At 56.2% G+C, this 21564-nt stretch carries 23 protein-coding genes; 17 read left to right on the top strand and 6 right to left on the bottom strand.

The window, feature by feature from the left end:
- Nucleotides 1–70: 70 nt before the first annotated feature.
- The 11 genes from DYE40_RS05445 to DYE40_RS05495 all read left to right on the top strand — a co-directional run bounded on the left by DYE40_RS05445 (nt 71) and on the right by DYE40_RS05495 (nt 9552).
- Entirely contained in the window at nt 71–241 is a 171-nt protein-coding gene (locus DYE40_RS05445) for a rubredoxin (protein WP_115308073.1), read from the top strand.
- Nucleotides 242–305: 64 nt separating this feature from the next.
- On the top strand, nt 306–1724 hold the full coding sequence (gene dnaB, locus DYE40_RS05450) for a replicative DNA helicase (protein WP_244732220.1): 1419 nt from the start codon (nt 306–308) through the stop codon (nt 1722–1724).
- Nucleotides 1725–1852: 128 nt separating this feature from the next.
- Nucleotides 1853–2569, top strand: coding sequence for a GspH/FimT family pseudopilin (locus tag DYE40_RS05455; protein WP_115308074.1), 717 nt, complete (start codon nt 1853–1855; stop codon nt 2567–2569).
- A 2-nt stretch (nt 2570–2571) separates the two neighbouring features.
- Entirely contained in the window at nt 2572–3129 is a 558-nt protein-coding gene (gene pilV / locus DYE40_RS05460; RefSeq protein ID WP_172461220.1) for a type IV pilus modification protein PilV, read from the top strand.
- The gene (locus DYE40_RS05465) at nt 3129–4196 is read left to right on the top strand and encodes a PilW family protein (protein ID WP_115308307.1); all 1068 of its coding nucleotides are present in this window, start codon (nt 3129–3131) and stop codon (nt 4194–4196) included. Before pilV ends, DYE40_RS05465 begins: the two co-directional genes overlap by 1 nt.
- An 11-nt stretch (nt 4197–4207) precedes the next feature.
- On the top strand, nt 4208–4711 hold the full coding sequence (locus DYE40_RS05470; protein ID WP_244732225.1) for a pilus assembly PilX family protein: 504 nt from the start codon (nt 4208–4210) through the stop codon (nt 4709–4711).
- Between the two features lie 19 nt (nt 4712–4730).
- Nucleotides 4731–5216, top strand: coding sequence for a type IV pilin protein (locus DYE40_RS13110; protein WP_280529848.1), 486 nt, complete (start codon nt 4731–4733; stop codon nt 5214–5216).
- Nucleotides 5217–5339: 123 nt separating this feature from the next.
- Nucleotides 5340–6188 carry a presqualene diphosphate synthase HpnD gene (gene hpnD, locus DYE40_RS05480; protein ID WP_115308078.1) on the top strand — a complete coding sequence of 283 codons (849 nt, stop codon included), beginning with the start codon at nt 5340–5342 and terminating at the stop codon, nt 6186–6188.
- A gap of 8 nt (nt 6189–6196) precedes the next feature.
- On the top strand, nt 6197–7477 hold the full coding sequence (gene hpnE / locus DYE40_RS05485) for a hydroxysqualene dehydroxylase HpnE (RefSeq protein ID WP_425311275.1): 1281 nt from the start codon (nt 6197–6199) through the stop codon (nt 7475–7477).
- 90 nt (nt 7478–7567) lie between these two features.
- Nucleotides 7568–8323 (top strand): 5'/3'-nucleotidase SurE, encoded by a 756-nt coding sequence (gene surE, locus DYE40_RS05490; protein ID WP_115308308.1) that lies wholly within the window; start codon nt 7568–7570, stop codon nt 8321–8323.
- A gap of 254 nt (nt 8324–8577) precedes the next feature.
- Complete coding sequence (locus DYE40_RS05495; protein WP_115308080.1) at nt 8578–9552, top strand: peptidoglycan DD-metalloendopeptidase family protein; 975 nt, start codon at nt 8578–8580, stop codon at nt 9550–9552.
- A gap of 445 nt (nt 9553–9997) precedes the next feature.
- Here the strand turns inward: DYE40_RS05495 and DYE40_RS05505 are convergent, their stop codons facing one another.
- Both DYE40_RS05505 and DYE40_RS05510 read right to left on the bottom strand, forming a co-directional pair.
- Entirely contained in the window at nt 9998–11347 is a 1350-nt protein-coding gene (locus tag DYE40_RS05505) for an ATP-binding protein (protein ID WP_172461221.1), read from the bottom strand.
- Between the two features lie 66 nt (nt 11348–11413).
- Complete coding sequence (locus DYE40_RS05510; protein ID WP_115308310.1) at nt 11414–12166, bottom strand: DUF6796 family protein; 753 nt, start codon at nt 12164–12166, stop codon at nt 11414–11416.
- A gap of 350 nt (nt 12167–12516) precedes the next feature.
- Here DYE40_RS05510 and DYE40_RS05515 point away from each other — a divergent pair, with 350 nt between their 5' ends.
- The 6 genes from DYE40_RS05515 (at nt 12517) to DYE40_RS05540 (ending at nt 17526) form a co-directional block, all read left to right on the top strand.
- The gene (locus DYE40_RS05515; protein ID WP_115308082.1) at nt 12517–13242 is read left to right on the top strand and encodes a metal ABC transporter ATP-binding protein; all 726 of its coding nucleotides are present in this window, start codon (nt 12517–12519) and stop codon (nt 13240–13242) included.
- Nucleotides 13243–13343: 101 nt separating this feature from the next.
- Nucleotides 13344–13877, top strand: a complete 534-nt coding sequence (locus tag DYE40_RS05520) for a hypothetical protein (protein WP_115308311.1) — start codon at nt 13344–13346, stop codon at nt 13875–13877.
- Nucleotides 13878–14045: 168 nt separating this feature from the next.
- Nucleotides 14046–14927 carry a metal ABC transporter permease gene (locus DYE40_RS05525; RefSeq protein ID WP_425311276.1) on the top strand — a complete coding sequence of 294 codons (882 nt, stop codon included), beginning with the start codon at nt 14046–14048 and terminating at the stop codon, nt 14925–14927.
- Nucleotides 14928–14985: 58 nt separating this feature from the next.
- Nucleotides 14986–15912: a metal ABC transporter solute-binding protein, Zn/Mn family gene (locus DYE40_RS05530; protein WP_115308083.1), complete on the top strand. Its 927-nt coding sequence runs from the start codon at nt 14986–14988 to the stop codon at nt 15910–15912.
- Nucleotides 15913–16114: 202 nt separating this feature from the next.
- Nucleotides 16115–16855, top strand: coding sequence for a methionine ABC transporter ATP-binding protein (locus DYE40_RS05535; protein WP_115308084.1), 741 nt, complete (start codon nt 16115–16117; stop codon nt 16853–16855).
- The gene (locus DYE40_RS05540) at nt 16852–17526 is read left to right on the top strand and encodes a methionine ABC transporter permease (protein ID WP_115308085.1); all 675 of its coding nucleotides are present in this window, start codon (nt 16852–16854) and stop codon (nt 17524–17526) included. The genes DYE40_RS05535 and DYE40_RS05540 overlap by 4 nt, the downstream gene beginning before the upstream one ends.
- A 485-nt stretch (nt 17527–18011) precedes the next feature.
- Here the strand turns inward: DYE40_RS05540 and DYE40_RS05545 are convergent, their stop codons facing one another.
- From DYE40_RS05545 to rpsU, 4 genes are all read right to left on the bottom strand, one after another.
- Entirely contained in the window at nt 18012–19994 is a 1983-nt protein-coding gene (locus DYE40_RS05545) for a DNA topoisomerase IV subunit B (RefSeq protein ID WP_115308313.1), read from the bottom strand.
- 142 nt (nt 19995–20136) lie between these two features.
- Nucleotides 20137–20475 (bottom strand): hypothetical protein, encoded by a 339-nt coding sequence (locus tag DYE40_RS05550; RefSeq protein WP_115308086.1) that lies wholly within the window; start codon nt 20473–20475, stop codon nt 20137–20139.
- A gap of 134 nt (nt 20476–20609) precedes the next feature.
- Complete coding sequence (locus DYE40_RS05555; protein ID WP_115308087.1) at nt 20610–21056, bottom strand: GatB/YqeY domain-containing protein; 447 nt, start codon at nt 21054–21056, stop codon at nt 20610–20612.
- 99 nt (nt 21057–21155) lie between these two features.
- Complete coding sequence (gene rpsU / locus DYE40_RS05560; RefSeq protein WP_115308088.1) at nt 21156–21368, bottom strand: 30S ribosomal protein S21; 213 nt, start codon at nt 21366–21368, stop codon at nt 21156–21158.
- Between the last annotated feature and the right edge of the window lie 196 nt (nt 21369–21564).

Here is a 21564-nt window from a genome sequence, read left to right on the forward strand (position 1 = left end):
GAAAGGACAGGCCGTTTTTTCAGACGGCCTGTTTGGCTTTGAATATCAGACAACGACAAGGAAAACGAAAATGGCCCAATATGTCTGCGTATTGTGCGAATGGATTTACGACGAAGAACTCGGCGACCCCAAGCGCGGCATCGCACCCGGCACCAAGTTTGAAGACCTGCCCGAAGATTGGGAATGTCCCGAATGCTTTGCCGGAAAAGACGAATTCCAACTGCTGGAATTTTCTTCTTAAACAAATACATTACAGACGTTTTTCATACGGATGAGGCCGTCTGGAAAAACATACGGGCGACATCATGAACGATTACCCAGCCGACAATTATCCCGAACACGAAGAAAGCGGTTCCGCACCCGGCCTGCCGCTGCCGCCGCACTCCGTCGAAGCCGAACAGTCGGTATTAGGCGGCCTGCTGCTGGAAAACAGCGCGTGGGACAGAATTGCGGACGTAGTGGCGGGAGAAGACTTTTACCGTCATGAACACCGCATAATTTTCCGCACAATTACGGCACTAATTAACGAAAGCCGTCCTGCCGATGTCATAACCGTGCAGGAGTTTCTGGAACGCAGCGACGAACTGGAAGCGGTAGGCGGATTCAACTATCTGATTAATTTGGCACAAAATACGCCTTCTGCCGCAAATATCCGCCGATATGCCGAAATCGTCAGGGAACGCTCCATTATGCGCCGCTTGGCGGAAGTAGGCACGGAAATTGCTAGGAATGCCTATAACCCCGAAGGCCGAGATGCCGCACAACTGCTGGACGAGGCCGAAAACAAAGTCTTTCAAATTGCCGAAAGTACGGCAAAATCCAAACAGGGCTTCCTGCAACTTCCCGACTTGCTGCAAGAAGTAGTGGAGCGTATCGATATGCTGTACGCCCGCGATAATCCCGACGAAGTAACCGGTATCGCCACGGGTTTTACCGATTTGGACAAAAAAACTTCCGGCTTGCAGCCGGGCGACCTGATTATTGTTGCCGGTCGTCCGTCTATGGGAAAAACCGCCTTTTCCCTCAATATCGCCGAACACGTTGCCATAGAAGGAAAACTGCCCGTTGCTGTGTTTTCCATGGAAATGGGCGGAGCACAGTTGGTTATGCGTATGCTCGGCTCGGTCGGCAGGCTGGATCAGCATGTTTTGAAAACCGGCAAATTGCAGGACGAACATTGGGGCCGATTGAACGAAGCGGTCATTAAGTTGTCAGATGCCTCGATGTTCATTGACGAAACTGCCGGCCTGACCGCACTCGAACTCCGCGCCCGTGCCCGCAGGCTGGCCAGGCAGTTTAACGGCAAACTCGGGCTGATTATTATTGATTATCTGCAGTTGATGGAAAGTTCTGGCCGTAACGATAACCGAGCTGCTGCACTGGGCGAAATTTCCCGTTCGCTCAAATCGCTAGCCAAAGAATTACAAGTTCCGATTATTGCTCTGTCGCAGTTGAGCCGATCGGTAGAGCAGCGCACTGATAAACGTCCGATGATGTCCGATTTGCGCGAATCCGGCGCAATTGAGCAGGATGCCGATCTAATTATGTTTATGTACCGTGACGAGTACTACAATCCCGAATCACCGATGAAGGGGCTGGCCGAATGTATCATCGGTAAGCATAGAAACGGTCCCGTCGGCAAAATCCACCTAACTTGGATGGGGCAGTTTACCAAGTTTGACAACGCGGCTTATGTACCGGATATGGTAACAATTGAGGAGTAAGGTGAAGAAAAAACAGGGATTGGTTAAATTTTGCTGGAATATATGCTGTGTTATCGCTTAAAATGACAAAATAATTCTTTTCGAGAGAAATACCCTTTGCGCAAACGGGTTAGATTAGGAATAACTTCATGAAAAATATACAAAAGGGTTTTACATTAATTGAACTGATGGTTACGATAGCCATCATGGCTATTATGATGGCCATTGCGATACCCAACCTCTCGGAGTGGGTGGCTAAAAGGCGGGTTGCGGCTGCTGCTGAAAAAGTGGCCAATATGATTCGCTTTGGACGTTCCGAAGCGGCCAGGCTTAACAGGCCTGTTTATCTCTGTCCTGTACAAATCAGGAAAGACGGAAATCCGAACGGATATTGTAAGGCGGAAAATGAGGGTTCAGGGTTGGCCTTGTGGGCTGATGCTGAATCGAATGATAAAAAATATCAGAGAAATACAGACCAACCTTTGCGCGCTATTATTTTAAATAAGGCTGGGGATGTGCGGATTCGTAGTCAAATATTGAATGTGAATTATTCTGGTGGTTCTATAAGCGCGAGCAATGGAGTAAATACAAAAGTATTGGCTTTTTTGCCTGACGGCTCTATCCGCCGTTACGGTTTGGATAGTAATGGAATAACTGGGACAGGATATCCGATCAGCGGCTATGTCAAGTATGAATTTACCGACGGACAGGCAAGGGAGGTGGAAATTTTAAAAAGAAGGTCAGCAATTCTTCTTGTATCTGGAAGTCAAGTTAGTTTTTGTGACTCTTCAAATACCAGTGCGGTATGTGAATATACGGATTTTGATATAACGAAGTGTAATGCTTATGGAGGGTGTTCAAAATGATAATGAAGAAATATGCCCAAAGCGGGTTTGCATTAATTGAGGTGTTGGTATCGGTTGTTGTGCTTGTGCTCGGTATTTTGGCACTTTTGGCCACGCAATTGCGTTCGGTAAGCAGCGTCCGCAATGCGGAAACTCAAACTATTGCGGCACAAGCTGCACAGAACCTGATTGAGGGGATGCTGGCTAATCCCCAATTGCAATTTGATGCAAAAAAAATTACCGAGAGAAGATATGACCATTATGAAACCAGAACTATGGGTAATGTTACTTCTAATCCTGCGCCGGGCAGCGATGGTTATGATTTAGATACATTAGCCAGGAAGCAGGTTTATGATTTCAAAATGGAGTTAAATAACCGTTTGGGTGATATGAATGTCCGATCAGTAATTTGTAAGGATAGCGATTTGGAAGCACACAAACCTATTATTGACAATAATGGTAATTTTTATGATAACTGCGATAATATGGGCGATGTGGCCATTAAGATAGCTTGGTTGGTTCAAGGTGATACAGATAATCCCCAATCGGTTAGTTTCCAGACTTATGTAAGGAATAAATGATGGAACTTAGAGAGAATCTTCTTAACTCATACAATAATAGAATGAAAGGTTTTACCCTTATTGAGTTATTGGTTGCAGCAGCATTGAGCATGATTGTTTTGATTGCAGCTGGATCTGGTTTTTTTACTACACAGCGGTTGAGTAAAATTGCTAATGACCGTTTGCAAGTTCAACAAGATTTGCGCAATGCGGCAAATATGATAGTTCGTGATGCACGAATGGCAGGAGCATTTGGTTGCTTCAACTTGGCTAAACAGGCATCTGGTTCGGAGGCTAATGATCATGATGGTGGCAATTTAAAATCTATAAATTTTAGAGATCAAAATCAAGGGGTGAAGTTTATCAATAGTACGGATGCTTCTAGTTCCCTTAATAATTTTGCCATATCAAATGGTAAGGTCTTAGTTTTTACTTACGGATTGGGATCCTCAAGCGGCTATAAGTCTAGTAGTGCGAATGCATTTTCAGTAAATGCGGGTAGTGATGATGAATTGAAAGAATTGGGTGGGCATCTTCAGGCTCCTATTGTTGTGAGCAGTTGTTCCTTATTGGATCGGTTTGTAGGAGCGCAAAAACAGAATGATAACGGTGTACTAAAAGTAACATCATTGCCTAATGCGTTGTCAGCAAATCATGATAGTAGTTCATCTGATTTTAAAGGAGAAACATCGGTTTTCAGGCAGGCTGTAAATGTTTATGCCATTGGAACTCCAACCGGAGGGGAAAAAGGGCTTTATTTGTTTCAATTGAATGCAGATGGGGAATTTAGTGATCCTCAGTTGTTGTTGGCTGGGGTTGATAATTGGAATGTCCAATTTGGGTATTCAAGCGGCTGTACGGCATTACGGAATGATGCAAAAATTAAATTTGAATCTGATATCCGTACAGGTAATGATGCGATTGCACCTACTTTATTAAAAATCCAATTGACCGGTGTCGGCGGTGGAGATGTTAAAGCCGGAAGAGTGGGGAGTAGTTACGAGTCCGATGTGCAAACCTATTATATTGATGCGACTGTACGCGGGGGTAACTCATGTGCAGAACGCAGTTACGATCAACCGGCTTGATGGAGGATAACATGAATAAACAGCAAGGTTTTTCTTTACCTATTGTTATGGTAATGATGTTGGTTTTGGCTGTAATGGTTTTGGCTGCAACACAGTCGTTTAATACGGAAAGCCGTATCAGTAGTAATGATGCAGATAAGAAAATGGCAATGCAGGTGGCTGAAGATACTCTTAGGTATGCAGAAAATCAAATTTCCACTAGGGGATTAAATTCACTTGATAAAAAAGGTGAATTTACTGATCAGTGTGGTGGAGGCTTGTGTTCTTTGGATAAGAATTCAAGTGATCCAGCTGTTTGGGAGCAAGAGTGTGGCAAGGGTAAACCCTGTTTGGACAAAGATGGTGCTGTCTATTCTATAAACGCAAAAGTTCCTGTTTCTCAAAATCCTCGCTTTTTGATCGAATGGGTGTCCGATGATGATAAGAGGATTACCTTTCGTGTTACGGCTCGGGCATGGGGTGAGAAAGATAATACTGTTGTAACAGTTCAATCCTATGTCATATCTGATTTGTAATGAACGGGTAAACTAAATTATGATGAATAAAAAAAACATAAAAGGTATAACGCTCATTGAATTGATGATAGTTGTAATTATTATAGGAATTCTTGCGACAATAGCATTTCCATCGTATCAAAGGCATGTTGAGAAAACTAATTTGACACATGCCAGAACCGATATGGTAAGAGCCATTGCCTTTATTAAGGGGGAAATTGTCAAACGACCTGATTATTTGGAGACAGTCATTCAAAATCAATCTGCACTGGAAGGAAAATTTAAAGGATTAATCAGTTCGGAAATAAACGAGAAATACAACTTCAAAACAGAATTTATCCAACGTCCAGGGACAAATTACAAGGTAGGTTTCCGTGTTTATGTAGAGCCAAAAATGTCGGGTTATCAGTATGCAGCATGGGGAGATACTGCGGGGTCGGATTATTCCTGTATTGAAGGCAACAGGGCAGCCAATATAGCAGCAGCTAAGGCATTTCGAACTACTGCGCCGTGTACAAAGAAATAGCACGGTACCTGCACATACTTCTCTCTTCGACCCGTAAGCCGGATGTGGTTTGCGGGTTAATTGTTTGTATGTGTGAATCACATTACAATCGCCGCTTACTTTTACCGATAGAGCCGCAAATCGATGCAGCCTTTAGAATATTGCCGTGAAAAAGCGTTATCCAGCCGTTCCAGTTTTTTATCCGGTTTCCGTTTCCTTAGAGGAGACAGACATAATGCATTGCTTGTTTTGTATGCGTTCTGCCGTGAATTGGATGATGTTGTAGACGGTTGTTCGGATAAAAATATAGCCGAAATAAGTTTGCGGTGGTGGCAGGAGGATTTGGCAAAAGTATTTTCAGACGGCTGTCCGGCGCATCCTGTAAATCAGGCTTTAAAACAGATTGTTGGGAAGTTCGATATGCCGCATGAGGAATTAGTGGAAGTTATCGAAGGTATGCGCATGGATTTGCGACAGAGCCGTTATGCGGATTTTTCTTCCCTTTCTCTGTATTGTTATCGGGTTGCGGGAGTAGTCGGACGGCTGATTGCGCGTATTTTGGGGTTTGAAAACCGGCAAACTTTGGAATATGCGCAAAAGCAGGGTTTGGCCTTGCAATTGACCAATATTATTCGCGATGTCGGCGAAGATGCGTGTATGGGGCGGATTTATCTGCCGCAAGACGAATGTCGCCGTTTCAACGTAACGGAAAACATGATTCTCCAATGTCGTCCGACGGAAGAATTTGTTGCGCTGATGGATTTTCAAGCCGATAGGGCATTGCAGGTTTATCGCGATGCGAAGGAATTGCTTCCGCCGCAAGACAGCAAAAAACAAAAGGCAGGCTTGGTTATGGCAGCGGTTTATCACGCGCTGTTGCTGGAAATCCGCCGTGACGGAGTGGGCAATGTGCTGAAATACAAAACCGGTATCCCCACACCGCGTAAAACGCGCATTGCATTGAAAACCTGGTTGTTCGGATTCAAGCCATGAGTACAAATATGAAACGCAAAATTGCAGTCATTGGAGCAGGGTGGAGCGGATTGTCTGCCGCCGTACGGTTGTCGGATTGTGCCGATATTGTTCTGTTTGAGGCGGGAAAAAGTGCAGGCGGGCGGGCGCGGACATTGGCCGGGGACAATGCCGGCTTTTCGTTTTTGGACAACGGCCAGCACATCATGCTTTATGCCTACCGCAGCGTACGGCATTTGATGGACAAAATCGGTGTCGATTACCGTCGAAACTGTGCAAAGCTGCCGTTGCAATGGTATTTGGCTGACGGACTGCGTTTTCAGACGGCATCCCTTCCTGCGCCGCTGCATCTGATTTGGGGCATTCTGCGGGCAGAGGGTATAGCGCAAAGAGAGAAAACCGCCTTATTCGGACAAATGTGGCAACTGAAAAAGCGCAGTGGTGCGGATACGTCTGTCGGGCAATGGCTGCGCGAACAGGCTTGCCCGCCGAAACTGCTGCGGGATTTCTGGCGGCCTTTGGTATTGGGTGCGCTGAATACGCCGCTTGAAACCGCCAGCCTGAACATTCTGCAAAACGTATTGCGCGACGGCATTTGGGCAGAAAAAGATGCTGCCGCCTATCTGTTGCCGAAAACCGATTTGGGCAGCCTGCTGGCCGTACCTGCCGTAGATTTTCTGCGCGGGCGCGGTGCGGAAATCCGTTTTGGCGAAAGGGTGGGGCGGTTGGAAATTCTGCCCGACGGACGCATAAAGGCCAACGGTAAAATCTTCGATGCCGCCGTATTGGCGGTGGCTCCGTATCATGCCGCCGCGCTGCTGCCGGCTGAAACACCGCCTGTTGTTCAGACGGCCTTTTCGCAAATCCGCCATCATGCCATCACAACGGTTTATCTGCGTTACGCCGAAGCCGTCCGATTGCCTGCGCCGATGTGCGGGCTGGCCGACGGTAACGTACAATGGTTTTTCCAGCGCAGCCTGTTGGGCGGCAGCAGCCGCGAAGTATCGGCGGTTGTCAGCGCATCCGACCAGGCAGGCAAAAAGGATGCGGAAGAATGGATACGTCGCGCCGATGCCGATTTACGCCGGATTTGTCCCGACTCGGGAGCTTTGCTTGCCGCCAAAGCCGTTACCGAAAAACGCGCTACTGCCGCATCTGAGGCAGGCAGACAGCTTCCCGACTGCCGCTGGCTGCAACAGCACAACATCTATCCCGCAGGCGACTATCTCCATCCGCGCTATCCGGCCACCCTAGAAGCGGCGGTGCAAAGCGGAAATCTGGCAGCAGAAATGCTTTTAAACCAATTATAAACAAAGCCTTGTATGCCGTCTGAAAACACGGCAACATACAGCAGGAATCCGTTTTTCAGACGGCCTCATTCTTTTTTGGAGCAGCATACCGTGAACATCCTCATCTGCAACGACGACGGCTATCTCGCACAAGGCATCTCCGTCCTTGCCCGCGTGGCCGCCGAATTTGCCAACGTACGCGTCGTCGCCCCCGAACGCAACCGCAGCGGAGTCAGCAACTCGCTCACACTCGACCGCCCCCTGCAACTCAAACAGGCCGAAAACGGTTTCTATTATGTCAGCGGCACCCCCACCGACTGCATCCATCTCGCCCTGCACGCGCTGCCCGATTTCAAACCCGATTTGGTCTTGTCCGGTATCAACCACGGCGCAAACATGGGCGACGACACCCTCTATTCAGGTACTGTGGCTGCCGCCACCGAAGCCTATCTGCTCGGTTTCCCAGCCGTTGCCTTCTCCCTCGACAGCCATGACGACCGCCATTGGCCTACTGCCGAAAAGGCCGCATGGAAGCTGCTCGAACGCCTGACCGCCGAGCCGCCTTCCCGGCCCGTGTTGTGGAACATCAATATTCCCGCCGCCGCGCCCGAAGACCTGCGCGGCTGCAAAATTACCCGCCTCGGCCGCCGCCATCACGAACAAAGCATCGTTCCCGCCCGCAATCCGCGCGGCGAGCAAGTCTATTGGATAGGCGCGGCAGGCCAGGCTGCCGACCGCGAAGAAGGTACGGATTTTGCCGAATGCGCCGCAGGTTTCATTACCATTACCCCGCTGCAAATCGACCTTACCGCCTACAACCGCCAACAGGAAACCGCGCAATACTGGCGCGGTACAGACTCGTTCTAAATCAAACGGCTGAGTGATGGTTTTCACGACAAAGCCGAAACCGAGCCACTTTTATGCAAAATGTTTCCGGCGTGCGGGATAAAGCGGCAGGCAAACCTTTGCGGCATCCTCTGCCGTCTGTTGTGCCATAACGCGATTTTACAATCCGTATCCCGCTGAAACTGCCGCCCCGTCCCGCACGGGGTTGAGAAGGGCGCGGGGTTTTATTATGATAGCGTCCGCTTAAACGACCAACCCAAGAAGGTAAGAGACACATGTTGAAAAAAACGGCACTCCAAACCGCCACGCTGGCGGCTGTTTTCATGCTCGGCGCATGTTCGTGGATGCAGCAGCCCGCCGCTCCGGTTATCGAAGGGGGCAACACCGGAATACCGTCGGCAAACACTTATGCCGCAGGCAGCGACAACCCGTACGGCGCGGCACCCTACACCCCGCCTGCCGCCGAAAGCGTCAGCACGCCCTACACCCCGCCGCCAGCCGCCCGTCCGGCCGCCGCGCCGCATACAGCCGCACCGTCCGCCCCCTACGTACCTTCTTACGCACCAGTAGACATCAATGCCGCCACCCACACCGTCGTGCGCGGCGACACCGTATACAACATCTCCAAACGCTACCACATCAGCCAGGACAACCTGCGCCTGTGGAACAACCTTTCCGCCGACAACACCATCAGCGTCGGCCAAACCCTGCGCGTCAAGCCCTCCGGCTATGCCTCGGCCTCCACGGTTGCCGCCACCCCCGCAGTACCCGTCCGCAGCGAACCCGCCTATACCCCGCCGCCTGCGGCAGCCGTGCCGGCGCAGCCTGCCGCCTCTGCCGCGCAGTCTTCTTCTTCGTCTTCCTCTTCGGGCGGCAGCCGCAGCGTGGCCGGCATCACTTGGCAACGCCCCACCGCAGGCAGCGTCATCTCCGCCTACGGCGCGAACAACAAAGGCGTGGACATCGCGGGTACGGCCGGGCAAGTCGTTGTCGCTGCCGCCGACGGCAAAGTCGTTTATGCCGGCAACGGCCTGCGCGGCTACGGCAACCTCGTTATCGTCCAACACAACTCCACCTACCTCACCGCCTACGGCCACAACCAAGCCTTGCTGGTCAAAGACGGCGACACCGTCAAACGCGGCCAAACCATCGCCCGCATGGGCAACACCGATTCCGACCGCGTGAAGCTGCATTTTGAAGTGCGCAAAGACGGCAAAACCGTCAATCCCGCCGGCTACGTCCCGCTCTGACGCAGCAGCGGTACACGACATAGAGGCCGCCTGAAAACCTGTTTTATGGTTTTCAGACGGCCTCATGTTTTCCTACTCTGCCAAACACCGCACCCGCAGGAAACGCGTGCGCCGCTCGGGCGGCACACCCTGCCGCCTGTCGCGCCAACTTGATGCACCAACGTAGGGTGTGCCGCTTGCGGCGCACGCGCTCCCTGCCGATACGGAGGCCGTCTGAAAACACCAACCCCGCCGTAAAACCCGCTCCCTCTCCTGCGCCTGTGCGGGGAAGGGGAGGGGCGGTGCGGTGCGCAGAAACCGCTTTTTCCGCCGCGCCAAACATACAGGACAGGCGGCGAAAGCCCCCACTCTAATCCTCCCCGCAAGCCGGGGAGGGGATAAAGCCAAGAGGCCGTCTGAAAATCCGTTTTAGATTTTCAGACGGCCTCTTGGTTTTCAGACGGCCTCACGCTTTTTCGATCAGCACGCTCAATCCGCCTCCGGTGCGGTTTTCCAGCCGTACGCTCAGGCCGTGCAGTGCGGCAATCTGTTCGACGATGGACAGACCCAGTCCGCTGCCTTGCGCGTTTTGGCCGGGGGGGCGGTAGAAGCGTTCTTTGATGCGGGCGAGGTGTTCGGGCGCGATGCCTGCGCCGTGGTCGCGGATTTCGATGAGGCCGTCTGAAAAGCGCAGCAGCACTTCGCTGTTTTCGGGCGAATAGCGGATGGCGTTGTCGATGAGGTTGCGCAGCATCAGTTGCAGCAGGGTGTTGTCGCCCGCCAGCGGCAGCGGGTTTGCGCCGAGTTCGCGTTTGAGGCGGATGCGTTTTTCGCGGGCGGCGAGGTTGCATTGTTGCAGCACTTGGCTGCTGAGGGTGTCCCAGTTGATGTCGGTGCGCTGTTTCAAGCCCTGTTCGGGGTCGAGGCGGGCGAGGGTGAGGAGCTGGTTGGTGAGGTGTTCGGCGCGGCCTATGCCGGCGCGGATTTGGTGCAGATGGTGCGGCTGTTCTTCGGGGCTGCTCATTTCCAACACTTCGGCCTGCACTTTGAGGGCGGCCAGCGGGCTGCGCAGCTCGTGGGCGGCATCGGCGGTGAAGCGTTTTTCGCGTTCGGAGGCTGTTTGTACGCGGCCGAACAGGCGGTTGAGCGCGTCGATGAGGGGCTGCGTTTCGCGGGGAACGGCGCGGCTGACGGGGGAAAGGTTGTCGGCGCGGCGTTGGGAAAGCTCGTCTGCCAGCATGTCGAGCGGGCGGATGCTGCGTTTCACGGCAATGTGCAGCAGCAGGGCGAGCACGGGCAAAACGAGCAGGGAGGCGGCAAGCTGCACCCATACGATGTGCCACAGCATTTCAAAGCGTTCGTGCCAGCGTTGCGATACGGCGGCGGTGAGGCCGGTGTCGGGATTGCGGTAGTACACGACGCGGAAGCTGTCGTCGTCCCACACGGGGGCGGTGTTGGCGAAGCCGTTGGTGCTGCTGTACGGAATCAGCATCCCTTTGCTGTCGGCCAGCAGCAGCTCGCCTTTTTCGTTCCAAATGGCGATGCCGTTGTGCTTGTCTTTGGCAAAACCGTCGCGCTCGTCGCCGAGGCTTTCTTCCACACCGGGCAGCAGCACGAGTTCGTCGGATTCGATATAGGGCAGGGCGCGGGCGAGTTCGCTCATCTGGCTGTCGGCCGATTCGTTGAGTTCGCGCAGGGCGGGAACGAGGGAGACGGCGTTGGCTGTCAGCCAAACGATGACCAGCCCGCTGCCGAGATAGTAAAACAGGCGGGTGCGGATGGCGGTGTCGGGCGGCAGGGTTTTAAACAGGGGCATAGGCGGGTGTGTATCGGGGAAAACGGAAACAGGCCGTCTGAAAAGCCTGCGGGCGTGTGCCGTGCATTATGTTGCGGCGGCCTTTTGCCGCTTGAAAGCATAACAAAGCGCGCTGCCGTAAAACGCGGCCTGCGCCAGATTAAACGTGGCCGAACCGATTGCGGCGGCAAGCGGCGACTGCGGAAACAGGCTGCACGCGAAGCCGACCGCCAGCCCGACGGGAATCGGGTTGCACCATGCCGCACGGCGCGGCAGGCGGGTGCGTCCGCCCAGGGTCAGTCCCAACACCAGCAGCCATGCCGCCGCCGATATGCCGACCGAGGCAAACCAATGCACGGCCAGCATTTTGTGGAACGCGGCAAACAGTGCCACCAGCGGCGCGTGCGCGTCCGGCGGCACGGCGGCCAGCGTTTTTGCGGCCATGCCCACATAGTAAAAACCCGCGTGTCCCAGAGGCGAGAGCGCGTAACCGGCCAGCAGCAGGGCAAGGCAGGCTTTGGCGGCTCTGCCCGCCGCAATCAGGCGGTACGCGCCGACGGCGGCGGCAAGATACAGCACCATGCTGAACGTGGCCGGCAAAACGCCCCAAAACAAACGCTGCTCCGAACCCGCAAGCATCAGCACGGCAATATCCACATCATCGCCCAGCAGCGGCGCGAGCGTTTGGGAAAACAGCGGATAACGTTCGGGGTCAACGGCAAAGCCCACCAGCAGCATATCGGCCGCGCTCCAACAAAGTGCGGCCGCCAGCCCCGCGCCCAGAAGAAGGCGTGTGCGTGGCTCGGGAAACGGTTTGCGGCTGGAAAAATCGGGATTCATGATAAGGCTCCTGTCGGGGTGCGGCGGTGCGGCCGGGCCGTCTGAAAAAGTATTTTGTTTGGTTTTGAAGCAAACGGCATCCGGCGCGGGCGGCGGCACGGCGGCCTGCGTTTTCAGACGGCCCGTATCGGGGAAACGGGCGATTATACGGCGGTTTGGTTTACAAGAATAATGTTACACCGTATCATGCGCACTTTTCGCCCGAACGGGCGGCAGGCCGTCTGAAAAGGCGGCGCGACAAGAACGGCGCAGGTGTTTATGAATATATTATTGTGCGGCCTGCTCCAACGGCTGCTTCTGGCGGCATCGGCTTTGGCCGTGGTGTGGGGCGTTTATTTCTGGGCGGCTTTGTGATGATTGCGGTGGAAAACCTGACGGTGAGCTACCGGCAGAAGCCGGCGGTGCACCATGTGGACATCTGTTTTGAAGCAGGCTCGATGTGGGCGGTGTTCGGCCCCAACGGCGCGGGCAAGTCCACCCTGCTCAAAGCGGTGATGCGCCTGCTCGAATGCTCCACAGGCAAAGTGTCGTGGCACGGCATGAGCCGCCGCGACATTGCCTATCTGCCGCAGCAGGCCGACATCGACCGCAGCCAGCCGATGACGGTGTTCGAGCTGGCTGCGATGGGGCTGTGGTATGAAATCGGCTTTTTCGGCCGGGTCAGTGCGGCGCAGAAAGAGCGCGTGATGCACGCGCTGCGGCGGGTGGAGATGGACGGGGCGGCCGACCGGCAGATTGCCCATTTGTCCAACGGCCAGTTCCAGCGCGTGCTGTTTGCGCGGATGCTGGCGCAGGATGCCAAATTCCTGCTGCTCGACGAGCCTTTCAACGCGGTGGACGCGCAAACGACCTACGCGCTTTTGGACGTGCTGCGCCGCTGCAACGGCGACAAACAGGCCGTTATCGCCGTGCTGCACGACTACGAACAGGTGCGCGCCTATTTTCCCAACACGCTGCTGATTGCGCGGGAAAAAATCATGGCGGGCAAAACGGAGGAAGTGCTGACCGAAAGCTGCCTGCAACAGGCCGCCGCCGCCATGCAGAAGCACGATTATCCGCAATGGTGTGCCGCATAAACATTTCAGGCCGTCTGAAAACGGTTTCAGACGGCCTTCTTCCCGCTGCAAAGTGTCCATGCGGAGTGTTGTCCGCCCTCCCCGATAAAAAGGAAAGCATCATGAAAAAATCCGTCCTTCTGTTTGCCGCATTCTTTGCCTGTGCCGCCGCCCATGCCGACGGCGGGAAAAGCAGCGCGCAAGCCGCTGAAAAAAACGTTTCCGGGCAGCATGGGGCAGCCAGTGCAGTTTCGCAGGCGCAGGATGCCGTCCGCCGATACCAAAAGAGCGAAGGCGCAGGCTCACGCGAAATCCTCTCCGAGGAGGCCAAGCTCGCCCCGAGGGAGAGAATCACCGGCATCGTGCGTTTCACGGCGGGCAGAACCTACAACATCGCCGGCCGCTGCGGCTCGGGCTGCGGCAATATGTCTCTCAAACTGTACGACAGCGGCGTATATCTCGACCTGATCGACGAAGACAGCATCAACGGCCTGCTGGTCAAGCAAGACCCGCGCACGACCAAAGAACCGGAATTGTCCTGGAAGGCGGAAAAAAACGGCCGCTACACCGCCGTGCTGACGATGAAGGAATGCGCCGCCGCTTCCTGTGCCGCCGCCCTGCAAATCTTTGAAGGCACAAAAGCCTTGTACAAGTAGGCATCCGTATTCGGTAACCGCGTTTTCAGACGGCCTCAAACCGCAGCCGAGGCCGTCTGAAAACGTTTGCGGCAGCCCGTCCGCCGCCCCGCTCTTTATTCCCGCAAACGGAAGCACAGGCGGCCGCGCATCCAAAGGCCGTCTGAAAACAAAAAAGCACAAGCAAATATGACTATCTCTTTATACGAATGGCTGATTGAGCCGTTTGCCGAGTTTGACTTCATGCGCTACGCGCTGGCTTCGGTGGTGTTCCTTGCCCTGAGTGCCGCGCCGGTGGGCGTGTTTCTCGTGATGCGGCGCATGAGCCTGGTGGGCGACGCGCTGGGACACGCCGTGCTGCCCGGAGCGGCGGTGGGCTATATGCTCGGCGGCCTGAGCCTGCCGGCGATGAGCGCGGGCGGTTTTGCCGCCGGCATGGTGATGGCATTGCTGGCCGGGCTGGTGAGCCGTTTTACCGACTTGAAGGAAGACGCGAATTTCGCCGCCTTCTACCTGAGCAGCCTTGCCGTCGGCGTGCTGCTGGTGAGCATGGGCGGCAGCAACATCGACCTGCTGCACCTTTTGTTCGGCTCGATACTCGCCGTGGATCTGCCCGCGCTGACGCTGGTGGCCGCCGTTGCCAGCATCACGATTGTTACGCTGGCGGTTATCTACCGTCCGCTGCTGCTGGAAAGCATAGACCCGCTGTTTTTAAAGGCGGTAAACGGCAAAGGCGGGCTGTGGCACCTGATTTTCCTCGTACTGGTGGTGATGAACCTGGTGTCCGGTTTTCAGGCCTTGGGTACGCTGATGGCCGTCGGCCTGATGATGATACCGGCCATCACCGCCCGGCTGTGGGTGCGCGGCATGGGCGGGCAGATACTGCTTGCCGTGCTGTTTGCCCTCCTGTGCGGGCTGTTCGGACTGCTGTTTTCCTATCATGTGGAAATCCCCTCCGGCCCCTCGATTATTCTTTTTTGCGGCGGCTGGTACGCCTTTTCGGTGCTGTTCGGCAGCGAAGGCGGCCTGCTGGCCAAATGGCTGCGCGGCAGCCGCCACAAAACATTCTAACCAACCGCGGCGGCTTTTTTACTGCCGCATTTTTCCAGCAAAGCAGAAAGGACAAACTATGAAACATTGGAAACCCGCCTTCGCCGCCCTGATTTTGGCCGGCGTGGTACAGGCCGAGCCTTTAAACGTCGTCAGCAGCTTCAGCATACTCGGCGACGTGGCCAAACAGGTCGGCGGCGACAAAGTGGCCGTAACCAGCCTGATTGGCGCGGATCAGGATCTGCACGTTTACCGCCTCAACAGCGGCGACATCAAAAAAATCCGCTCCGCCAAACTCGTGCTGCTCAACGGCCTCGGTTTGGAATCCGGCGAACTGACCCGCGCCGTCAAGCAGAGCAAAATCCCCTATGCCGAAGCTGCCGCCGGCATCAAAGCCATCGAAGCCGACCACGATCACGATCACGACCACCACGAACACGGCCATGACCACGATCACGGCCACGAACACCACCACCACCACGGAAAATACGACCCGCACGTATGGAGCGATCCCTCGCTGATGCAGAAATATGCCGCCAATGTTGCCGAAGCCTTCATCAAAGCCGATCCGCAAAACAAAGCCTATTACAGCCAGCGTCTGCAAAGCTACGGCAAAGAGCTGCAACAGCTCGACACCTATGCCAAAGGCCGCTTTGATGCCGTGCCCGCCGCCCGCCGCAAAGTGCTGACCGGTCACGAAGCCTTCGGCTATATGGGCCGCCGCTACAACATCAAATTCTACGCGCCGCAGGGCATCAGCACCGAAGCCGAGCCCTCCGCCAAACAGGTTGCCGCCCTTATCCGCCAGGTAAAACAGGAAGGCATCAAAGCCGTGTTTGCCGAAAACATCAAAGACTCGCGGATGATCGAACGCATCGCCAAAGAATCCGGCAGCAAAGTCGGCGGCAAGCTCTACTCCGACGCACTGAGCAAAACCCCGCCCGCCGACACCTATACCGGCATGATGCGCCACAATATCGACTCGCTGGCCAACGCCATGAAATAAAGCCCGCGCGCCATCGGCAGAGGCCGTCTGAAAACGCGCAATCCGTGTTTTCAGACGGCCTCTGCCGCCCGGGTGCGGCGCAACGCCCGCGCACACGGCTCCGGCGTTTGACATTTTCCACCGCTTGCCGTTTAATCGCGCCCGCAAACCACACCGCCCGCTGTGCCGCACATCGGGCTTTGTTTTTTAGACAAACCGCATCATGATCATCCTCGACCAAGTCTCCAAACACTATCAAAACCGCGACAAAACATCGTTTGCCGCCGTTCATCCCACCAGCCTCGAAATCCGCGAAGGCGAAATTTTCGGCCTGATGGGCTATTCCGGCGCGGGAAAATCCACCCTGCTGCGCCTGATCAACCTGCTGGAACGCCCCGATACCGGCCGGGTACTGGTCGGCGGGCAGGAACTGACCGCCATGAGTGCCGACGAATTGAGAAAAGCCCGCCAAAACATCGGCATGGTATTCCAACAGTTCAACCTGCTCGCCAACCGCACCGTGGCCGGCAACGTCGCCTTCCCGCTGGAAATTGCCGGATGGCCGTCTGAAAAAACCGCCGAACGGGTATACCAATGCCTTGAAATCGTCGGCCTTGCCGACCGCGCCGGCCACTATCCCGCCCAACTTTCCGGCGGGCAGAAACAGCGCGTCGGCATCGCCCGCGCCCTCGCGCCGAACCCGAAAGTCATCCTCGCAGACGAACCCACCTCCGCCCTCGATCCCTCCACCACCCGCAGCGTGCTCGAATGCCTCGAAGACATCAACCGCCGCTTCAACGTAACCATCGTCATCGTAACCCACGAAATGAGCGTCATCCGCCGCCTGTGCCGCCGCGCCGCCCTGCTCGACCAAGGCCGCCTGCTGGAAGTGGCCTGCGTGGAAAACCGCCAAATACACGCCGAAACCGCCATCGGCCGCGAACTCGTCTCGGAGGAACTGTGAACGCCAACGCCCTGGAAAACCTGCAACGCCTGCTGCCCGAATTTTACAAAGCCATCGGGCAGACCCTGATTATGGTCGGCGTATCAGCCGCTGTTGCCATCGTAATCGGCGGCGCACTCGGCATCTGGCTGTTTGCCTCCGCCCCCGGCCAGGTGTTCGCCCGCCCAGGCCTCAACCGCACGGTAAGCTGGCTGGTGAGCTTTATGCGCGCCTTCCCCTTCGTCATCCTGATGATTGTGCTGATGCCGCTCACCCGCGCCATCGTCGGCACCTCCTTCGGCCCCCTGGCCGCCTCCGTATCGCTTTCCATCGCCGCCTCCTTCTACTTCGCCCGCCTGGTCGAACAAAACCTCAACGAAGTGCCCAAAGGCGTAATCGAAGCCGCGCAGGCCATGGGGGCGAAGCCGCTGACCATCGTCTTCAAAGTATTGGTGAACGAAGCCCGCGCCGGCCTGATTCTGAGCATCACCATCCTGCTGATCGCCATCCTCGGCGAAAGCGCGGCCGCCGGCCTGATCGGCGGCGGCGGCATCGGCGACTTGGGCATCCGCTACGGCCACCAGCGTTATATGCCCGACGTAATGGCCGAAGTCGTCGCCCTGCTCAGCCTGATCGTCATCGTCATCCAAAGCGCGGGCAACTATCTTTCCGCCAAAGCAGACAAACGCTAGGCAGCCCACGCGTTCCATTCCTTTCTACGCAGTCGGGGGAGGGGATACAAAAACATGAGGCCGTCTGAAAACCGCAATACGTTTTTCAGACGGCCTCATGTTTTCCTAATCAGCCAAAGCCGCCGTCCGCAGAGAACGCGTGCGCCGCTCGGGCGGCACACCCTACCCGAACTGCCGAACTGCCGTGCGGAATCCTCCGTAGGGTGTGTGGCGCAGCCACGCACGCGTTCCCGCGATACAGAGGCCGTCTGAAAACCGCAAAAGCAGCCGCAAACCCGCGCTCCCTCCCCTGCGCCCGCGCGGGGGAGGGCCGGGGAGGGCGGCGGTGCGCAGAGCCGCTTTGCCCGCTGCGCCGCAAATGCCGGACAAGCAGCCAAAGCCCCACCCTAACCTTCCCCCGCAGGCGGTGGAGGGGATAAAACCCAAACAGGCCGTCTGAAAACCCATATTCGGATTTTCAGACGGCCTGTTTGGGTTTTCAGACGTTAAATATCGACTGCGGCAGTACCGCCTTCGTGTTCCATCCAGGCGCGGCGGGCGGCGGCTTCGCCTTTGCCCATGAGTTTGACGAAAATATCGTAGGTTTCTTCGCCTGCGCCTTCCGGGATTCCAACGCGCAGCAGGCGGCGGGTGTCGGGGTGCATGGTGGTGTCTTTGAGTTGGTCGGGATTCATTTCGCCCAAGCCTTTGAAGCGGCTGATGGCGTATTTGCCCTCGGGTACGCCTTCTTTTTGCAGACGCTCCAAAATGCCGTCCAGCTCGTTTTGGTCGAGTGCGTAAAATTTGCGCGCGGGTTTGCTTTTGCCTTGTGCGGCTACGTCCACGCGAAACAGCGGCGGTTGGGCAACGTAGATATGGCCGTCTGAAACGAGTTTGGGGAAATGGCGGTAAAACAGGGTGAGCAGCAAGACTTGGATATGCGAGCCGTCCACGTCGGCATCGGAGAGAATGGCGATTTTGCCGTAGCGCAGGCCGGAGAGGTCGGCTTCTTGGCCGGGCATGTGCGGGTCAACGCCGATGGCGACGGAAATGTCGTGGATTTCGGCGTTGCCGAAAAGTTGGTCGGGGTGGATTTCAAAGCTGTTGAGCACTTTGCCGCGCAGGGGCAGGATGGCTTGGGTGGCTTTGTCGCGGGCGAGCTTGGCCGAGCCGCCGGCCGAATCGCCCTCCACCAGAAACAGCTCGTTTTCGCGGATGTCTTCGCTTTCGCAGTCGGTGAGTTTGCCGGGCAATACGGCCACGCCGCTGCCTTTTTTCTTTTCGATTTTTTTCACCGAGCGCATCCGCGCCTGTGCTTGGCGGATGGCCAGTTCGGCGATTTTTTTGCCGTATTCGACGTTTTGGTTGAGCCACAGTTCGAGCGGGTCGCCCGATACGGCGGCCACGAGTTTGAGTGCGTCGCGGTTGGTGAGTTTGTCTTTGGTTTGTCCTTGGAACTGCGGGTCGAGCACGCGGGCCGAGAGGACGAAGGCTACTTTGCCGAACACGTCGTCGCTCTGCACTTTCACGCCGCGCGGCAGGAGGTTGTGCAGGTTGATGAAGTTGTTTACTGCTTGGAATACGGCCTGTTTCAAACCTGCTTCGTGGGTGCCGCCCAAGGGGGTGGGAATCAGGTTGACATAGCTTTCGCCGGTACACGCGCCCTCTTCGAGCCAGGTGAGCGCAAAGGCCGTGCCCTCGCCGGCGGCAAAATCGCCGCTTTGGCCGTCTGAAAGGTAGTTGGCGCAGGAAAACAGCGGCACAGCCTCCTGCGCCTCGCTGATGAGGTCGGTGAGGTAGCTTTTGAGGCCGTCGGGATAGTGCCAGCTTTGCGTTTGCGGCGCGTCTGCGCCTTTTGCCGGACGCGTGAGCGATACGGTTACGCCCGGCAGCAACACGGCTTTGGCGCGTAACAGGCGTTCGAGTTCGGCGATGCTGTAATGGGGGCTTTCAAAATATCTGCCGTCCGGCCATACGCGCACTTCGGTGCCGCTGTCTTTGGCGGCGCATTTGCCGGTTTCGTGCAGCGGCTCGATGACCTCGCCGCCGGAAAACGCGATGCGGTGGATTTTGCCCTCTCGTCTGACCGTTACTTCCAAGCGGGTGGAGAGTGCGTTGGTTACGGATACGCCCACGCCGTGCAGGCCGCCGGAAAAGGAATACGCGCCTTCGCCGCTTTTTTTGTTGAACTTGCCGCCCGCGTGCAGCTGTGTGAACACGAGTTCGATTACGGGCAGCCCTTCGGCGGGGTGGATGCCGGTGGGGATGCCGCGCCCGTTGTCGCGCACCGAGAGCGAGCCGTCGGCGTGGATTTCTACGTCGATGCGGTCGGCAAAGCCGCCGAGTGCTTCGTCGGCGGCGTTGTCGATGACTTCCTGGCAGATGTGCGTGGGGCTGTCGGTGCGGGTGTACATGCCCGGACGTTCTTTAACCGGCTCCAAGCCTTTGAGTACGGTGATGCTGGATTCGCTGTATCGGGTGTTGCTCATGGCGTATTCGTGTGTGCGGGACAAAAGGGGGCGCATTTTAGCATGAAGGCCGCGCCTGCCCGCACAGGCGGGAGGGCGGCCCGGATGAGGCCGTCTGAAAAGGGACGGACGGCTTTGGGGAACGGGTGCGGATGTCGGGTGTTTACTGCGGCGGCTGTTTGACGGTTTTGTAGGGAATCAGGCTGCTGCGCGAGAGCAGCAGCAGGCAGCCGAGCACCATCATGCCGAAGGCGGTAAGCGGGGAAAGGGCGGTCTGATATTCGCTGTGCAGATAGACCGCCGCGCCGCAGTAGATCAGGAGGGGGCCGGCCACGACGGACTGTTTGTTGATGCCGTCGGTCAGCGGCACGAGGATGCCGAATGCGGCGAGGCCGATGGCAATCATGGTGGAAGTGGCGGGCAGGATGTCGGTGGTTTTGAGAAACCAGGCCGCGCCGACGGTAATCAGCAGCAGGGGAAAAAACAGCGAGGATTGGCGCATGGCGGCTTCCTTTCTGAAAACGGCATTCGGAAAACGGGTTCGGGCGGGCCGTGTGCAGCGGGGAATGCGGCCGCTGCCGCAGCGGCGTGTGCCGCCCGCTTTTCAGACGGCCTGTCTTTGACGATACGGCGCGCTTATTTGGCGAGTGCGGCTTTGACGGCTTTGTTCACTTCGCCCATGTCGGCTTTGCCGGCGAGGCGGGTTTTCAGCAGCCCCATCAGTTTGCCCATGTCGGCGGGCGAGGATGCGCCGGTTTCGGCTACGGCGGCGGCCACTTCGGCGGCCACGGCTTCGGCGGAAAGCATTTCGGGCAGGTAGCGGTTGAGCACTTTGATTTCGGCGTTTTCTTTGTCGGCCAGATCCTGCCTGCCCGCTTCGGTGTAGATTTTCGCGCTGTCTTTGCGCTGCTTGATCATTTTGCCGAGGATGGCGGTGATTTTTGCATCGTCGGCTTCGGCGCGTTCGTCCACTTCGTATTGCTTGATGGCGGCGTTGATAAGGCGGATGGTGCCTAATGCAAGCTGGTCTTTGGCGCGCATGGCGGTTTTCATGTCTTCGTTGATTTGCTGTTTCAGGCTCATTTTCGTTTCCTTGCGGAGGTGGGGAAAGGGCGGATTATAAACGCAAAAACCGCGCCGTTTGCGGCGGCGCGGTGGGAAAGCGGCAATTGCAGGCCGGGCTTAGTACAGTTTCGGGGGAAGCTGCTGGCTGCGCAGGCGTTTTTGCAGGCGTTTGGCGGCGGCGGCTTTTTTGCGTTTGCGTTCGGTGGTGGGTTTTTCGTAGGCTTCGCGGGCGCGCAGCTCGGTCAGCAGGCCGGTTTTCTCGATGGCGCGTTTGAAACGGCGCATGGCAACTTCGAAGGGTTCGTTTTCTTTTACTTTGATTACGGGCATTTTGTTTCCTTAAAAAATTGAAATTTGTGCGGCTGCCCGAAAAAGGGCGGCGGCGCACGGGATGGGTGTCGTGTAACGCTTTTTGCCGTGTGGGGCAGGGCGGGTTACGCGCCGCAGGGGGCAACATCACCTCCTAACAGGGCCGCGCTCGGCGGCGGATTCGGTTTGGCCCGCTCTTGCGGACGAAAGCGGCGGA

The organism is Kingella potus, assembly GCF_900451175.1.
GTDB classification, from domain to species: Bacteria; Pseudomonadota; Gammaproteobacteria; order Burkholderiales; family Neisseriaceae; genus Neisseria; species Neisseria potus.

What these genes read in the sequence shown, in the direction of transcription:
- DYE40_RS05445 (WP_115308073.1), top strand. Translation starts at nt 71, where the DNA reads ATGGCCCAATATGTCTGCGTATTGTGCGAATGGATTTACGACGAAGAA.
- dnaB (WP_244732220.1), top strand. Translation starts at nt 306, where the DNA reads ATGAACGATTACCCAGCCGACAATTATCCCGAACACGAAGAAAGCGGT.
- DYE40_RS05455 (WP_115308074.1), top strand. Translation starts at nt 1,853, where the DNA reads ATGAAAAATATACAAAAGGGTTTTACATTAATTGAACTGATGGTTACG.
- pilV (WP_172461220.1), top strand. Translation starts at nt 2,572, where the DNA reads ATGAAGAAATATGCCCAAAGCGGGTTTGCATTAATTGAGGTGTTGGTA.
- DYE40_RS05465 (WP_115308307.1), top strand. Translation starts at nt 3,129, where the DNA reads ATGGAACTTAGAGAGAATCTTCTTAACTCATACAATAATAGAATGAAA.
- DYE40_RS05470 (WP_244732225.1), top strand. Translation starts at nt 4,208, where the DNA reads ATGAATAAACAGCAAGGTTTTTCTTTACCTATTGTTATGGTAATGATG.
- DYE40_RS13110 (WP_280529848.1), top strand. Translation starts at nt 4,731, where the DNA reads ATGATGAATAAAAAAAACATAAAAGGTATAACGCTCATTGAATTGATG.
- hpnD (WP_115308078.1), top strand. Translation starts at nt 5,340, where the DNA reads ATGCAGCCTTTAGAATATTGCCGTGAAAAAGCGTTATCCAGCCGTTCC.
- hpnE (WP_425311275.1), top strand. Translation starts at nt 6,197, where the DNA reads ATGAAACGCAAAATTGCAGTCATTGGAGCAGGGTGGAGCGGATTGTCT.
- DYE40_RS05495 (WP_115308080.1), top strand. Translation starts at nt 8,578, where the DNA reads ATGTTGAAAAAAACGGCACTCCAAACCGCCACGCTGGCGGCTGTTTTC.
- DYE40_RS05505 (WP_172461221.1), bottom strand. Translation starts at nt 11,347, where the DNA reads ATGCCCCTGTTTAAAACCCTGCCGCCCGACACCGCCATCCGCACCCGC.
- DYE40_RS05510 (WP_115308310.1), bottom strand. Translation starts at nt 12,166, where the DNA reads ATGAATCCCGATTTTTCCAGCCGCAAACCGTTTCCCGAGCCACGCACA.
- DYE40_RS05520 (WP_115308311.1), top strand. Translation starts at nt 13,344, where the DNA reads ATGAAAAAATCCGTCCTTCTGTTTGCCGCATTCTTTGCCTGTGCCGCC.
- DYE40_RS05525 (WP_425311276.1), top strand. Translation starts at nt 14,046, where the DNA reads ATGACTATCTCTTTATACGAATGGCTGATTGAGCCGTTTGCCGAGTTT.
- DYE40_RS05530 (WP_115308083.1), top strand. Translation starts at nt 14,986, where the DNA reads ATGAAACATTGGAAACCCGCCTTCGCCGCCCTGATTTTGGCCGGCGTG.
- DYE40_RS05535 (WP_115308084.1), top strand. Translation starts at nt 16,115, where the DNA reads ATGATCATCCTCGACCAAGTCTCCAAACACTATCAAAACCGCGACAAA.
- DYE40_RS05545 (WP_115308313.1), bottom strand. Translation starts at nt 19,994, where the DNA reads ATGAGCAACACCCGATACAGCGAATCCAGCATCACCGTACTCAAAGGC.
- DYE40_RS05550 (WP_115308086.1), bottom strand. Translation starts at nt 20,475, where the DNA reads ATGCGCCAATCCTCGCTGTTTTTTCCCCTGCTGCTGATTACCGTCGGC.
- DYE40_RS05555 (WP_115308087.1), bottom strand. Translation starts at nt 21,056, where the DNA reads ATGAGCCTGAAACAGCAAATCAACGAAGACATGAAAACCGCCATGCGC.
- rpsU (WP_115308088.1), bottom strand. Translation starts at nt 21,368, where the DNA reads ATGCCCGTAATCAAAGTAAAAGAAAACGAACCCTTCGAAGTTGCCATG.